This is a genomic window from Sphingorhabdus sp., from assembly GCF_040079335.1.
Classification (GTDB): domain Bacteria; phylum Pseudomonadota; class Alphaproteobacteria; order Sphingomonadales; family Sphingomonadaceae; genus Sphingorhabdus_B.
The window spans coordinates 1-11,265 of sequence record NZ_JBEBKL010000063.1 but is presented as its reverse complement, the minus strand read 5'-3'; the positions used below and the strand labels follow the sequence as shown (position 1 = coordinate 11,265).

The 11,265-nt window shown below is 60.9% G+C and carries 16 protein-coding genes; 10 read left to right on the top strand and 6 right to left on the bottom strand.

Going from position 1 to position 11,265, the window contains the following annotated elements; translation table 11 throughout:
- The first annotated feature begins 50 nt into the window (after positions 1-50).
- Positions 51-1,082 carry an AraC family transcriptional regulator gene (locus ABL922_RS13265; RefSeq protein ID WP_349024690.1) on the top strand — a complete coding sequence of 344 codons (1,032 nt, stop codon included), beginning with the start codon at positions 51-53 and terminating at the stop codon, positions 1,080-1,082.
- 507 nt (positions 1,083-1,589) lie between these two features.
- On the opposite strand, the gene ABL922_RS13260 is transcribed toward ABL922_RS13265, so the two are convergent.
- Together ABL922_RS13260 and ABL922_RS13255 are read right to left on the bottom strand one after the other, a co-directional pair.
- On the bottom strand, positions 1,590-2,429 hold the full coding sequence (locus tag ABL922_RS13260; RefSeq protein ID WP_349024689.1) for an alpha/beta fold hydrolase: 840 nt from the start codon (positions 2,427-2,429) through the stop codon (positions 1,590-1,592).
- Entirely contained in the window at positions 2,378-2,758 is a 381-nt protein-coding gene (locus tag ABL922_RS13255; protein WP_349024688.1) for a hypothetical protein, read from the bottom strand. Before ABL922_RS13255 ends, ABL922_RS13260 begins: the two co-directional genes overlap by 52 nt.
- Before the next feature lie 65 nt (positions 2,759-2,823).
- On the opposite strand from ABL922_RS13255, the gene ABL922_RS13250 reads away from it, so the two are divergent.
- A complete protein-coding gene (locus ABL922_RS13250; protein WP_349024687.1) occupies positions 2,824-3,432 on the top strand; it encodes a helix-turn-helix domain-containing protein in 609 nt (202 codons plus the stop codon).
- Here ABL922_RS13250 and ABL922_RS13245 read toward each other — a convergent pair whose 3' ends face one another.
- The 3 genes from ABL922_RS13245 to ABL922_RS13235 all read right to left on the bottom strand — a co-directional run bounded on the left by ABL922_RS13245 (position 3,433) and on the right by ABL922_RS13235 (position 5,474).
- Positions 3,433-4,509 carry an NmrA family NAD(P)-binding protein gene (locus ABL922_RS13245; RefSeq protein ID WP_349024686.1) on the bottom strand — a complete coding sequence of 359 codons (1,077 nt, stop codon included), beginning with the start codon at positions 4,507-4,509 and terminating at the stop codon, positions 3,433-3,435.
- Positions 4,506-4,682, bottom strand: coding sequence for a hypothetical protein (locus ABL922_RS13240; RefSeq protein ID WP_349024685.1), 177 nt, complete (start codon positions 4,680-4,682; stop codon positions 4,506-4,508). The genes ABL922_RS13245 and ABL922_RS13240 overlap by 4 nt, the downstream gene beginning before the upstream one ends.
- A gap of 207 nt (positions 4,683-4,889) precedes the next feature.
- Complete coding sequence (locus tag ABL922_RS13235; RefSeq protein ID WP_349024684.1) at positions 4,890-5,474, bottom strand: TetR/AcrR family transcriptional regulator; 585 nt, start codon at positions 5,472-5,474, stop codon at positions 4,890-4,892.
- Positions 5,475-5,581: 107 nt separating this feature from the next.
- On the opposite strand from ABL922_RS13235, the gene ABL922_RS13230 reads away from it, so the two are divergent.
- From ABL922_RS13230 to ABL922_RS13195, 8 genes are all read left to right on the top strand, one after another.
- On the top strand, positions 5,582-5,755 hold the full coding sequence (locus ABL922_RS13230) for a hypothetical protein (RefSeq protein WP_349024683.1): 174 nt from the start codon (positions 5,582-5,584) through the stop codon (positions 5,753-5,755).
- Positions 5,752-6,480, top strand: coding sequence for a hypothetical protein (locus ABL922_RS13225; protein WP_349024682.1), 729 nt, complete (start codon positions 5,752-5,754; stop codon positions 6,478-6,480). The genes ABL922_RS13230 and ABL922_RS13225 overlap by 4 nt, the downstream gene beginning before the upstream one ends.
- The gene (locus ABL922_RS13220; RefSeq protein ID WP_349024681.1) at positions 6,480-7,517 is read left to right on the top strand and encodes a carboxymuconolactone decarboxylase family protein; all 1,038 of its coding nucleotides are present in this window, start codon (positions 6,480-6,482) and stop codon (positions 7,515-7,517) included. The genes ABL922_RS13225 and ABL922_RS13220 overlap by 1 nt, the downstream gene beginning before the upstream one ends.
- Positions 7,510-8,781, top strand: coding sequence for an SCP2 sterol-binding domain-containing protein (locus tag ABL922_RS13215; protein ID WP_349024680.1), 1,272 nt, complete (start codon positions 7,510-7,512; stop codon positions 8,779-8,781). Before ABL922_RS13220 ends, ABL922_RS13215 begins: the two co-directional genes overlap by 8 nt.
- Positions 8,782-8,785: 4 nt before the next feature.
- Positions 8,786-9,013: a nitrate/nitrite transporter NrtS gene (gene nrtS, locus ABL922_RS13210; RefSeq protein WP_349024679.1), complete on the top strand. Its 228-nt coding sequence runs from the start codon at positions 8,786-8,788 to the stop codon at positions 9,011-9,013.
- Between the two features lie 97 nt (positions 9,014-9,110).
- Positions 9,111-9,659, top strand: coding sequence for a TetR/AcrR family transcriptional regulator (locus tag ABL922_RS13205; protein WP_349024678.1), 549 nt, complete (start codon positions 9,111-9,113; stop codon positions 9,657-9,659).
- Positions 9,649-9,993, top strand: coding sequence for a nuclear transport factor 2 family protein (locus ABL922_RS13200; RefSeq protein WP_349024677.1), 345 nt, complete (start codon positions 9,649-9,651; stop codon positions 9,991-9,993). The genes ABL922_RS13205 and ABL922_RS13200 overlap by 11 nt, the downstream gene beginning before the upstream one ends.
- A gap of 139 nt (positions 9,994-10,132) precedes the next feature.
- Positions 10,133-10,504, top strand: a complete 372-nt coding sequence (locus ABL922_RS13195) for a hypothetical protein (RefSeq protein WP_349024676.1) — start codon at positions 10,133-10,135, stop codon at positions 10,502-10,504.
- A 58-nt stretch (positions 10,505-10,562) separates the two neighbouring features.
- On the opposite strand, the gene ABL922_RS13190 is transcribed toward ABL922_RS13195, so the two are convergent.
- The coding region (locus tag ABL922_RS13190) for a glutathione S-transferase family protein (RefSeq protein WP_349024675.1) at positions 10,563-11,265 on the bottom strand (703 nt) is incomplete at its 5' end.

Below are 11,265 nucleotides of genomic sequence, written 5' to 3'. Positions count from 1 at the left end.
GGCAAGTGCCGAGGCCTGACGATAGAATAGCAGGAAGAATGTTCGCCCCTATGTCCAGAACCGCTGAATTCATTGCAGATACGACTGAATTGCGCGTCGGCCCACGTTGGGCCGAACCCTTGGTCCCGCAACCGTTCGAGGATGCGCTCACAAGCCTCAGGGTCGAAGGCAGCATACTGCTCCACGGCCACCATCGCCCGCCTTGGGCGGTCGATGTGCCGAGCGCTGAAGACCTGCGCGAACTTATGAAGCTGCCGGGCAATGTCAGGGTGGTCCCGTTCCATCTTGTGCTCGAGGGAAACTTCGACCTTCATTTCGAGGGCGAAGCTCCGATTAGGCTTGAGCATGGTCAGATTGTTATGTGCACCGATGGATCGGCGCACCGGATGTCGCAGGGCAAGGGTGCTGGCGTTCGCGCATTTGAGAACGTCCTGACGACCGGACGCTGGCGCATGACCAACGAAGGGCGCTTACCTGCAGGTAGCGGAACCGAGCTGGTCTGCGGTGGATTTTCGCTTCGCAGCGACAGCCTCAATCCCTTGATCGCAGCTCTACCCCGGGTCCTTATAGTGGACACCTGCGCGCCGGGCGCCAACCCGATGCTCGCCCACATCATCGCGATGATCGAACTGGAGCTTGCCCGCAGCGAGCAGGACAGTTTCGCGGCTTCGCGCTTAATCGAGATCCTGTTCGCCGAAGCGCTCAAGGATCATGCCCGTTCGGCTGGCGTCGAACGCGCGGGATGGTTCAAGGCCCTGCAAGATCCCAAGGTCGGTCGTGCACTGGCGGTGATCCATCAGCAGATTGGCGAACCGCTGACTGTCGAAATGTTGGCACAAGCTGCGGCGATTTCCCCATCCCGCTTTGCGGCCCGCTTTCGTGAGACCATGGGTCAGAGTGTCATGGCCTATGTCTCTCAGTGGCGGATGAACATTGCGTGCCGCAAGCTCGCCGAGACCCAGCTGGGCTTGTCCGAGATTGCCGCCCTGGTGGGCTATCAGGATACCGCAGCGTTCAGCCGCGCGTTCAAGGCACTGGTCGGGCAAAGTCCCGCACATTGGCGCAGTAGCACGGCCCGTTGATCGTTTGGCGAAGCTGCGGCGTTCCGCGCTCGCCGGCAGCACACAAAAACAGGGGGAGCGGCGGGTCAAAGGCGACCCGGCCCGCCGCTCCAGTTGCATCGCTTGGGCCAGAGCGGATGCAGTGATCGGAACCCGAAAGACCGGGGGGATAGGGTCCGACCGAACCGAAAATCTGCACAGAGCTGCACTCAACCACCGGCAAAGACTTTCGCTTCGCGCGGACTTTGCGCTCCATGCCAGGCCTCAGGCCGACGCCCAATCTTGCCTCGCGAGGCATGAAGTGGATCCAGCGTTACGCTCTGCCTAGTTTGAGCGACGATGAACTCAAGGAACATCTGGCACGCTCACACGAACTTGTGGTTGCTGGTCTGTCGCGCAGAGTCCGCGCGGAGCTGCAATTGCACTGAGTGAGCATTTGATGAGGGTTTCGGCCTCCTGACGTTTCAGACCAGCGATCACGCCATCTTTTCCGTGCCTACTTGCCAATGCTTGCGCCAGATCTGTCGCCTATCGCCCGAACTGCGAGTCGAGCCAGACAAGAACCTGCTCCGCAGCTGCTTCCCACCGTGTGTCACACATTATGTCGTGTGCAGTCGGTACGGTGATATGGTCTCCGCCATAGGCCAAGGCGAGCCTTTCATTCTTGTAGCGGGGGATCGACCAGTCATTTTCGCCAGAGACGACCAGCGTTGGAGTACCGAGCGGCCGTGGTTTAGGTGTGTCAAAATAGAAGGCGTCGTTTGCCGATTTACTTGACGTCAGTCCGGTGCAGCGCGCTTGCAGCGCCTTGCGTCCATGGGCAGGAAGATCCGGCGACACGAAGAAGCGCATGAACGCTGGCAAGGCGGCGTCCATCTGCCCAGCCACCAGCGCGCGCCACATCGCCGCCGGATGCGACGCCATCATCCGCATAGCTGCCCGGTTCGATCCGCCAATCGGTGACGGAGCCAGCAGAACCAAACCTGGATAGCTAGACTCAGCCGCCAGCTTTTGCGCAATGCTTCCGCCCAACGAATGGCCAATGAGGATCGGGCGCGTTGGCAACTGTTCTGCAGCCCAGCGGACGTCATCGACATAGTCTTTGAGTCGCCAGCTGGCGTGCCGTCCGGTTCGTTTGCTGCTCCCATGATCGCGGTAACTGATGGCGTGGCAATCAAAGCCGCGCCCGGCGAACCACGGCATGAAATGCTCCGCCCAGCACCACGCGCCATGAAAGCCGCCGTGAATGAACAACAGCGGCGGTTTGCCCTTGCAGTCGCGCGCCGGGTCGTGGAGGAATTCAAGCCCCGAACCGGTCATTGCGCCACCTTCTGCTGCATCGCCGCCAGCCCGCGCATTTGCAGCCAAGCGAACAAGGCGACCAACGAAGTTGAGACGATCATCAGCGCAATTCCCGGGCCATCAGCCCGATCAAAGTGTATCAGGAAGAATGCCGTCGCGATCACTGCGTAGCTCCAATCGAGCGTGATTATTGTCCTGACCAACCAGACCATCGGTCTAGCGGCGGCAAACAGCAGGATCGGCACGTAAAGCGCCAGCATCAGCCCCAACCCCACCGTCCACAGCCGGTCCGGAATGGCGGCATGGCTGGTGACGGGGTCAGTCAGAGCAAGGCACGTGAGCGCACAAGCGGCGGTAAATGCGGCATTTGCGCGTAGGGCGCTGGTCAGGTTCATGTCTCTAATCACTTTAATAAAATATAGTGATTGCTTTGCTAGGCTTGATAGGCGATTGACGCAAGATGCTTGAACGAAGCTACCGCCAGAACTGCGGGATCGCCCGCGCCGCCGATCTGCTTGGCGAGCGTTGGACACTGCTGATCGTTCGCGACCTCTTGATCGCGCCGCGCCGCTTTTCCGAACTGGAGAGGCGGTTGAAGGGTATGGGCACCAATTTGCTGGCGCGGCGGTTGAAGGATATGGCGGCAGCGGGCTTGGTCGTGAATGGTGGCCCGCGGGATCCTTATGCGTTGAGCGACATGGGCCGCGCGCTCGAACCGATGGTTCTGCAAATGGTCCGGTGGAGCCTGCAATGGGTGCCGATACCCGCTGACTCGGACGGCCTGCATTTCCCCGACTGGGACTTGCTGGCGCTTAAAGCGCTGTTTGTGCCGAACGCCGATCTTGCGGCGCCGGTTCTAGCGCAATTTGAACATGGCGACTGGCGAGCCTGGGTGAGGGTCACGTCCGGCAGCTATTCCTATGGCCTAGGCAAGCCGGATACGCCAACTGACGTCAGCTTCCCTTGTCTGGTCAGCGCCTTGCGGAGCCCAACAGGGATCCTGCGGCAGCTCCCGCCCGGTCAAATTGCCTCAGCCAAAAAATTCCTGGCGGCATTCCCGCTCAACTGATCATGGCTGCGACAATGATTCCCGGCGGGTCTCCCGCCAGACGGGGTCGTTGATCGCCAGACTGGGCCGCGCTGGAATCGGATGCTGCTGCATCGCGTCGAACCGGTCGAGGTTATGGGCCGGTGTCATCCCGATCCGCATGAACGTGCCCAGGGCCGAAAGTGTGTTGCCAAGACTGCGCTGCGCCTCGGGGCGTCCGGCATAGCGCCGCACGGTGGTCTCGAAGCTTTCGGGTGCCGTCCCGGTGACCTTAAACACATGGTCGGTCGGCGCCTGATAGGCGAAAGCCCCCAGCTTGTGCTCGGCGAAATAGTGCCGGATGCCACTCTGTTCGAACGCGCTAACTCCCAACGCTCGTGCAGCTTTGAGGAACATGAACATCGGCATGTCGATATGTCGAACCTTGCGGCCCAGAACACTTCCCATGATCTCCGCCATGTCGCGGGCCGACAGCAGGTCTGGTCCGGTTGGGCGATAGACCTGCCCGGCATGACGCGCAGGATTGAGCAGGACGGCAGCAGCCAAGCGCGCAATGTCTTCATTTGACGGCGGGGCATTCTGACTGCCGCTCGTAGGCATCGGGAATATGCCGAGTTGCGCCGCGAAATCGATCAACCGCAGGTAATTGTCGGCGAAAAAGCCAGGATTGAGCGTAACCACATTGATCCCGGGAAGTGCGCCGAACAGTTCCTCGACCAACCAGTTCTGCCGCGAGGCCAGAGACGGATTGTCCGGACTGGCGAGCCACTGGCTAAGATGGACCAGCGACCCCAGGCCGGTGCGCTGCGCGGCAATTGCAAAGGCCGCCGCGCTTTGGATCATCAGCGGGTGCCACGGCGGACAGTAATAGGCGCGGTCGCAGCCATTCAGCGCATGGGCGAGGTCCATCGCGTCGAACATGTCGGCGACAACCACTTCGGCCCCTAGCCCGATCAGCTGTTCACTCCGCTGATCTCGCCTGTGCACCAGTGCCCGCACAGGCTGCCCTCTTGCCAACAGTTCACGCACCAGCGCCTCGCCGGTCTTGCCGGTCGCGCCGGTGACCAGCACTTTGTTTGCCGGGCGAACGGTTGTCACGCTCCTGGCAACCGGCGCTTGAGTTCGGCCAATTCGGCTTCAACTTTGGCGAGACGGCGATCCTGAAATTCGCCTGGGCTCATGTCCATGGCCTCGGCAAATGCTGCGAATGCCGCGCCCCAGCGTCGCCACCATGGTGCCTGATCTGCCGAACTCACTCGGTGCTGTGCCATCACTGCTCCTTTAGATTATAATCACAATCCATTTATGGATTATATACATAATCTAAAGAGTCAAGGCATTCTGACCGCTTTTGCAGTTCGAATGCGATCACAGGCGCAACCGACGGGCCAATCGGCACAGCGGAGCAACAATGATCCGAACAGGGGGCAAATGTGGTGTCACCGGTCAGCCCGAAAAGGCGGGCAAGAAAAGCGGACCTAATGAACGGCAGCAGCCAATTCAGCAGTACGCTGCCTGGCCGATGACAAGATCAAATCCGTCAACCCGGCGGAGCCGACGGCTCTGGCCGCAACAACCGCACCCACCATCACCGCGAGCATCTCAGCAGCACGCCGGCGGCGCTGCACCTCTGGTCCATCGAGACGCTCGGCAATCCATTCGACGACCCCCTCAACCCCGGCGTTGAAACGCGCCCGGACTTCCCCTGACGCTCGCGCCGCTTCGGCTCCATAGGCCGCGATCGGGCAGCCAATACCCGGCTCGCCGCAATGGGCCTGACTGAGGTAAAAATCGCTGAAAGCAGCCAATTGTTCGCCAGCCGAGCTATCTGGACCGGCCGCATTGCGCATTCCGGCAACACCGCCAAAGGCCGCGTCCGTTGCCTCGCAGACGAAGGCATCTTTTGAGGCAAAGTGACGGTAGAACCCGCCGTGGGTCAATCCGGCAGCCTGCATCAGATCGGCCACGCTTAGCCCCTCGATCCCGCGTTCACGCAGCAAACGCGCGCCCGCTGTCACGATCTCCTGATGGTGCTGCGCCATGGCTTCGCGGGACATCCGCATAACTGTCTTTCCTCGTGTGCGCCCCGCTACGCCGGGCTTGACTCTTAGGATGTTATCTATCATCCAACAGTATGGATTGCAATCATCATCCAAAAGGAGTCGCTGTCTTGCCTTCCGAAGCTGTTGAACACGAACCAACTTCCGGGATGTGGCACCGCTTTGCCCGCTTCATTCTGGCGTTCGGCGCGGCGCTTGAACTCAGCGACACCGAGATCGCTGCGATGCGGCTTGACCGGCTCGAAGCCGAGCTTTCAGCATTACGAGAGCAGGTAGGCCAATGAGGCCGCCCAGCGAAGCAAGCGATCTGGTCACCTTCGGCATCGCCGGACTGGCCTTGCTGATGGCTGCGCTGATCGTGCTGCTGATGGCGCGTGCGGCACGGCGCACAACTCTGATCGCGGTGATCGGTGTGGCGGCACTGATGGCGGCCGAATTCTTGCTGGCAAAGTCCGGGTTCTTGGCGCGCACCGATTTTCTGCCGCCACCGCTTCTGCTGATGATGGTCCCATTGACAGTGCTGGTCGTCAGGGTGGCCCGGTCGCCGCTTGGCGCACGGATCGCAGAAACCACTCCGCTGGCGCTGCTGATCGGCCTCCAGGGCTTCCGCCTGCCGCTCGAACTGCTGATGCACCGGGCTGCGGCCGAACAGATCATGCCGCCACAAATGACTTGGACCGGGGTCAATTTCGATGTCGTAACCGGGGCGAGCGCGCTCGTTCTGGGTGTCCTCGCGGCGCAGGGTCGCGCGCCGCGAGGACTGGTTTTGGCCTGGAGTGCGCTGGGGCTGGGACTGCTGCTGGCAGTGGTGGTCATCGCGGTCTCATCGATGCCTGCCTTCGCAGCGTTCGGCCCGGACCGCACCAATGGCTGGATCACGCACACTCCATTCGTCTGGCTTCCTGGCGTTCTGGTGGAGACAGCGCTGTTTCTGCACATTCTGATCCTGCGCAAACTGGCGCAGGAGCGCCGCGCGGCACGAGTGCCTGCGTTGGGCGGAACGCGCTGATGTCGTTCATCCAGTCCATGACCGGCAGCAGCGTGCGTCACCTTACCCCGGTCAAGCGGGCCAAGGCGACCGGACTGGTCGCTGAGGTCTATACCGCGCTCGACCGGGAGTTTGCGCTGGTCCCGCCGCTCACGATCCATTCGGTTTGCCCCGAAGTTCTGGCCGGGGCCTGGACCGCAATGCGCGAAGCCTTTATCGTAGACCCTGACCATCGCGCGGTGCGCGAGGCGGTGGCATCGGGGGTGTCGCTGGCCAATCAGTGCCCTTACTGCATCGATATCCACACTGCGATGCTCGATGCCGGTGGCGATCATGCACTGGCCGACAGCATCCGCAACGCGGGCGGCGGCGAGGACGTCCTGATTGCCTGGGCCAAAGCGACCGGGGAGTATGGCGCGCCCGAGCTTGAACATCCGCCATTCCCGGCCAGGCTGGTGCCGCAGATGCTCGGAACTGCGGTGCTGTTTCATTACATCAACCGATTGGTCAGTGTGTTCCTCAAGGAAAGTGCCGCCCCGCTGCCGCTGCGCTCGCCCCTGTCGCGCAAGCTCTTTGGACGCGCTTTCGGTGGGACCGTAGGCAAGCATCTGCTTTCCGCACGCGCTGTTCCTGGAGAATCGCTGCAATTGCTGCCTGATGCAGCTTTGCCCTCGGAATTTGCCTGGGCCGCAGCCGATCCGGCCATCGCTGGCGGGCTGGCGCGGTTCAATGCGGCAGTTGAAGCAGCCGGCCGGGAGCATGTTCCCGAACCGGCCCGCGTGGTGGTGCTGGAGAGGATCGAGGCGTGGGGCGGTGAAGATATGCCACTGTCCAACCGCTGGCTCGACGAAGCTGTCGCCGGACTTGTGCACGCGGAACATCAGGCTTCCGCGCGGCTCGCACTGCAGACCGCCTTGGCCGCCTACCGCGTTGATGACGCGATGATTGCTGCGTTTCGCCAGCACTTTTCCGGCGATGCCGCGCTATTCGCGACGGTAGCGTGGAGCAGTCTGGCCGCGACCCGGCGCCTGGCAGGGTGGATGTTGCCGGGTGGTTGAACTGAGCCGCCAGGCGTTGATAGCGCTGGCCATCGAATGCGGCGCTGACGATGCCGGGGCGATCTCGATCGACCGCGAGGAAATGGCCGGTGATCGGCCCCATATCCTCAGCGCCTTTGCCCGCGCGCGCAGTGTGATTTCGTTCGTTGTGCGCATGAATGTCGAGAGTGTCCGCACCCCCTGGCGTTCGATCGCCAACCGCGAATTCCACACCAAGATCGACCACGCCGACATTGTTGCCGCCGCGATCGTCCACAAGCTCGGCGATATGGGGGTAGCCGCGCTTAATCCATCCTCGGCGTTCCCAATGGAAATGGACCAGTTCCCGGGCGGGCGGTTGTGGGCGGTGTCGCACAAGACAGCTGCGGTTGCCGCCGGGCTTGGTCAAATCGGCGTGCACCGCAACGTGATCCATCCGCGCTTTGGCAATTTCATTCTGCTTGGTTCGGTAATCCTCGAAGCAGAACTTGCCGAACAATCGGTCCCGATCGACTTCAACCCCTGTTTCGAATGCAAGCTGTGCGTTGCCGCTTGCCCGGTCGGCGCGATAAAGTCCGATGGCGCGTTCGATTTTTCAGCCTGCTATACCCACAACTACCGTGAATTCATGGGCGGTTTCGCCGAATGGACCGAGCGGATTGCCGACAGCGGCAGCGCAGTCGCGCTGCGCGGCAAGGTCAGCGATTCCGAACAGGCGTCGATGTGGCAAAGCCTCGCCTATGGCCCCAACTACAAGGCAGCTTACTGCATGGCCGTGTGCCCGGCCGGCGAGAATCTGATCGAGCGCTATCAGCTCGACAAGAAGCAATACCTCAAGGATGTGGTCGATCCGCTCCAGGCCAAGGTCGAGCCGCTTTACGTCGTGCCGGGCTCGGACGCCGAGGCCTATGCTGCCAGACGCTTCCCGCACAAACCGCTACGCAAGGTCGGCAGCGGTCTACGTCCGCGCAATGTCCCGAACTTCCTGCGAAGTTTGCGGCTCGTGTTCCAGCGCGATCAGGCCAAAGGGTTCGATTGCACCTATCATTTTACTTTCACCGGCAGCGAGTGCCATGAGGCCACCATCGTCATCCGCAACCGCAAATTGACGGTCGAGGACGGCCACCATGGCAAGCCAACGCTGCGCGTGCGGGTCGATGCGCGGGCCTGGTTCGCCTTCATCTACAAGGAGCGGGGACTGCTATCGATGCTGGTCGGAGGCAAACTTCGCATCCGTGGCAATCCGCGCTATCTGCTGGCCTTTGGGAAGTGTTTTCCCACCTGAAGCCATGCAGCAACGCCCCACCTTCTGGCACAGTGTGACACGTCCAGCCGTTATCGCCACTGCGCTGCACGTCGCGCTGTTGGTCGGCACTTGCCTCAACCTGATAAATCAAGGTGCTGCAGTCTGGCATGGCGCAGCGATTGACTGGCCGCGCCTCGGACTGAACTATCTGGTGCCATTTTGCGTGTCGGCATTCAGCGGAGCAAGGGCGACACGGATCACAGAGGAGTAAGGTGTTTTGTGTTGCTGCTTTGGCACCACCAATTCAGCATTGACTCTCATTCTTTAGCAGTTATTCTAGAACATCTGCTAAAGAATGAGAGTCGGCGATGGCACGCGTGTGCGAATTTGATCCGAGTGCCGTTTTAACGTCGGCGATGGAAGCTTTCCGCCGCGGCGGTTTCGAGTCCGTGTCGATCCGTACACTGGAAGACGCCACCGGTCTCAAGGCAGGTAGCATCTACAACAGCTTTGGCGACAAGCAGGGGCTCTTCCGGGCTGCTTTTGCGCACTATGTCGAACATGTACTGCGTGCACGCATCGCTGAGCATGCCCCGCCCGAGGCAGGGCTCGCTGGCCTTCGCGCGCTGTTCATTTCGCTGATGTATGAACCGGATGACGGAACATTGGGCTGCCTGATCACCAACTCTGCAGTGGAGTTTGGCGGCAGCGATGCGCAACCCGCCGCGGTCCATGCTGCGCTTGAGATTCTCGCCGACCTGTTTGGGCAGCGGCTGCCGGCGACACAAAGCGTCAAGCTGCTGGCGCTCTATCAAGGCATTCTCGTGCTTGTGCGCGCCGGGTGGAACAAGCCCGCACTCGAAGCGATGGTGCAGGCCGAATTCGATCAATTGGAAGGAGAACCCAATGTCGCCTGAAGAACTCTGGTACCGCTATTCAGCCATCTGGTCCGCACCCGCAGAACGGCGCGGCGGCGAACTAATGGCCTGCCTTGCCGACGATGCGACCTATTGCGACCCCAACGGCCTGGTCGAAGGCCGTGAGGCATTGTCGGGCTATATGGGTGGATTTCAGGAAAGTGCGCCGGGTTGCACGTTCCGGATCAACAGCGTTGCCCACCACAATGGTCGCAGCCTTTCCAATTGGCAGATGCTCGGCCCCGACGGCAGCGCCTTGCAGGACGGCACCAGCTTTGGCGAGCTTTCCGACGACGGCCGCCTGCGAGCGATCACAGGCTTCTTTTTCGGCTAATCCTGGTTCCTGCTGACACCACGCTGTCAGCAGAACAGCGCTAAGTATGGGCCATTGTCCTCGCGAGGCCCCGTTCATGCAGTCCCAGTCCAGCTCCAGTTCTCACCCTAAATCAACTCGCCTTTTCATCACAGGATTAGTGCTCGCTGCCGCCGCCGTTCTGGTCGGCGGCACCTCAATCTTCGCACGCTATCGCACGCAAATCCCGCTCGATGGTGTCCTAGAGGTCGCATCGTTTCGGTTAGCGTCTGGTATCACCGGGGATGCGTTCCATCGCAGTGTCCCTGCGTCGAATGCATTCCTGCAAAGGCAAAAGGGATTTGTGCGGCGACGGATCGGCCGCTCGAGTGATGGCGATTGGGTCGATGTCGTTGAATGGGCGAGCATGGAAGATGCGACCCGCGCTGGGGAGAAATTCCCGACCGAACCCAGCGTCGCGCCGTTCGCTGCGACGATTGATATGTCCACGCTCAAGCTTGTCCATTACAGCGTGCAGAGCAGATCGCGATGAAGCTCGATGGCTAGATGTGGCGTGCCGATTTTCAGAGCGCTCAGTCGTTAGCAAAGCCTCAGCCATACCACAGAGCTGTGCAACGCTCGACATAACCCAAAAGAGTCGGTCGCGCCTGCACCGCCTTGGTCATGGGGCTGGGCAACTGTGGCAGCAGCAGGTTGGCCAATTGCGGGTAAGCCATTGCATCGAGGCTGGTGGGAGCATCGCCCATCATGAAGGGCTTCGCGCCGAGCTGCACCGCCAGCGCGTCAATATCGGCCTCACCAAAGGCGTAAATTTCCAGGGCAGAGTGGCGACCGAGGCCCTGGCCTTGCAGGTTCCGGCGCAGCTGCTTCTGCGCGATCATCGGGACGATCGAGCGAACAATCGGCGGGAGATTGCCAAAGAATTGCTGGCGCAGCACCGGCCAATTCATATCATCGATCCAGCGGCTATAGACCATGCACCAATAGAGCCGCTCTTCGCACATCCGCATGAAGGCGTGCGAGACAGCCCGCTCGGCAGCCGATAGACCGGCGTTGAAATCAACCGCGTAGCGCGATTCCAGATAAGACTGGATCAGCGCGGAATCACCGATCTTGTTCACACCATCGCGGATGCAAGGCAGCTTGCCCTTTGGGCCTTTGGTTGGATCGGACTGAACTTCAATCGCATAGTCTAGCCCGGCCATTTTCAGTAAAATCTCGACTTTCATGCAGAAAGGGCTGGGGTTGGCGATGTCGAAATAGGACGGGAACTGGACAAGAGTGATCATGGAA

Bases quoted from the DNA above. Each gene is read 5' to 3' on its own strand.
- ABL922_RS13265 (WP_349024690.1), top strand. From the start codon at position 51: ATGTCCAGAACCGCTGAATTCATTGCAGATACGACTGAATTGCGCGTC.
- ABL922_RS13255 (WP_349024688.1), bottom strand. From the start codon at position 2,758: ATGAACCTGACCAGCGCCCTACGCGCAAATGCCGCATTTACCGCCGCT.
- ABL922_RS13250 (WP_349024687.1), top strand. From the start codon at position 2,824: ATGCTTGAACGAAGCTACCGCCAGAACTGCGGGATCGCCCGCGCCGCC.
- ABL922_RS13240 (WP_349024685.1), bottom strand. From the start codon at position 4,682: ATGGCACAGCACCGAGTGAGTTCGGCAGATCAGGCACCATGGTGGCGA.
- ABL922_RS13235 (WP_349024684.1), bottom strand. From the start codon at position 5,474: ATGCGGATGTCCCGCGAAGCCATGGCGCAGCACCATCAGGAGATCGTG.
- ABL922_RS13225 (WP_349024682.1), top strand. From the start codon at position 5,752: ATGAGGCCGCCCAGCGAAGCAAGCGATCTGGTCACCTTCGGCATCGCC.
- ABL922_RS13220 (WP_349024681.1), top strand. From the start codon at position 6,480: ATGTCGTTCATCCAGTCCATGACCGGCAGCAGCGTGCGTCACCTTACC.
- nrtS (WP_349024679.1), top strand. From the start codon at position 8,786: ATGCAGCAACGCCCCACCTTCTGGCACAGTGTGACACGTCCAGCCGTT.
- ABL922_RS13205 (WP_349024678.1), top strand. From the start codon at position 9,111: ATGGCACGCGTGTGCGAATTTGATCCGAGTGCCGTTTTAACGTCGGCG.
- ABL922_RS13200 (WP_349024677.1), top strand. From the start codon at position 9,649: ATGTCGCCTGAAGAACTCTGGTACCGCTATTCAGCCATCTGGTCCGCA.